Genomic DNA, 1,831 nt, shown 5'->3' with positions numbered 1-1,831 from the left:
CCATCGTCAGCGCCGACAGCGCGACGCGCAAACGCGTCCCGGGCGGCTCGTCCATCTGGCCGAACACGAGCGCGGTCTTGTCGAAGACGCCGGCCTCGTCCATTTCGTGGATCAGGTCGTTGCCCTCACGGGTGCGCTCGCCGACACCGGCGAACACCGACACACCGCCGTGGTCCTGGGCGACGCGCTGGATCATCTCCTGGATGAGGACGGTCTTGCCGACACCAGCACCACCGAACAGACCGATCTTGCCACCCTGCACGTACGGGGTGAGCAGGTCGATGACCTTGATGCCGGTCTCGAACATCTGGGTCTTCGACTCCAGCTGGTCGAAGCTCGGCGCCGGACGGTGAATGCCCCACCGCTCGGTGACCTCGATGGTCTCGCCGGGCTCGGCGTTGAGCACATCACCGGTCACGTTGAACACGCGACCCTTGGTCACGTCGCCCACCGGAACCGTGATCGGGCCGCCAGTGTCGCGCACCTCCTGGCCGCGGACCATGCCGTCGGTCGGCTTCAGCGAAATCGCCCGGACCAGGTCGTCGCCCAGGTGCTGGGCCACCTCGAGGGTGATCTCGGTGGAGGCGCCGTCGACCGTGATGGTGGTCGTCAGCGCGTTGTAGATGTCGGGGATCGCATCGTGCGGGAACTCGATGTCGACGACGGGGCCGGTGACGCGCGCAACGCGACCGACAACCGCGGTCGCGGTGGCTTCGGCAGTGACGGTGGTCATTGTCTTCTCTTTCGGTGGGGTCTTACTTGCCCGACGCCAGAGCGTCGGCGCCGCCGACGATCTCGGCGATCTGCTGCGTGATCTCAGCCTGGCGCGCGTTGTTGCGCAGGCGGGTGTAGTCGGTGATGAGCTTGTCGGCGTTGTCGCTGGCCGACTTCATCGCCTTCTGGGTGGCGGCGTGCTTGGCGGCCGACGACTGCAGCAACGCGTTGAACACGCGGCTCTGCACGTACACCGGGAGCAAGGCATCCAGCACCACCTCGGGGCTCGGTTCGAACTCGTAGAGCGGGAACACCTGGGTCGCCGCCGGCGCGTCATCGTCGGCATCGACCACCTCGAGCGGGAGCAGGCGCACCGTCTCGGGCGTCTGGGTCATCATGCTGACGAACCGGTTGTACACGAGATGGATCTCGTCCACGCCGTCGTGCTCGCCGCTGCGGTCGTAGGCGTCCAGCAGTGCGCTGGCGATCTGCTCAGCCGTGTTGAAGTGCGGCGTGTCGGTGTCACCGGTCCACTCCCCGGCGGCCTCCATGCGGCGGAACTGGAAGTAGCCCACCGCCTTGCGGCCGATGAGGAAGTAGACCGGCTCACGGCCCTCGGAACGCAGCAACTCACCCAGTTCTAGGCCCTCGCGCAGGATCTGCGAGTTGAACGCCCCCGCCAGTCCGCGGTCGGACGCGAAGATCACGACCGCAGAGCGGCGGATGGCCTCGCGCTCGGTGGTGAGCGGATGCTGCACGTTTGAGTGCGTCGCGACGGCCGACACGGCACGCGTCACGGCACGCGCGAACGGCGAAGAGGCGCGCACGCGACCCATCGCCTTCTGAATGCGCGACGCCGCGATGAGTTCCATCGCCTTCGTGATCTTCTTGGTGGTCTGAGCAGAGCTGATCTTCTGCTTGTAGACCCGGAGTTGTGCGCCCATAGGTTCTTCGTCTCGACGGTGCGGTGCCCGGCCTCAGCCGCGACGACCCCGGACGATCTGCTCCTGGTTCACGTCTTCGGCGCCCATCGCCTCGTGCTCCTCGTGGCCGGGCTTGTTGATCGCCTGGCCCTTCCCCCCCTGGAACTCCAGGAGGAACGCGTCGGTGACCCGGC

The 1,831-nt window shown here is 67.0% G+C and carries 1 protein-coding gene and 1 pseudogene; both read right to left on the bottom strand.

The window, feature by feature from the left end; translation table 11 throughout:
• Window positions 1–733: pseudogene (locus ACK5KK_RS08750) on the bottom strand (F0F1 ATP synthase subunit beta); the annotation flags it as partial.
• A 22-nt stretch (window positions 734–755) separates the two neighbouring features.
• The gene (locus tag ACK5KK_RS08745) at window positions 756–1,658 is read right to left on the bottom strand and encodes a F0F1 ATP synthase subunit gamma (RefSeq protein ID WP_416889703.1); all 903 of its coding nucleotides are present in this window, start codon (window positions 1,656–1,658) and stop codon (window positions 756–758) included.
• Window positions 1,659–1,831 lie beyond the last annotated feature (173 nt).

The organism is Microbacterium sp., assembly GCF_047972865.1.
Lineage (GTDB): Bacteria > Actinomycetota > Actinomycetes > Actinomycetales > Microbacteriaceae > Microbacterium.
This window is presented reverse-complemented; position numbering and strand designations above follow the sequence as displayed.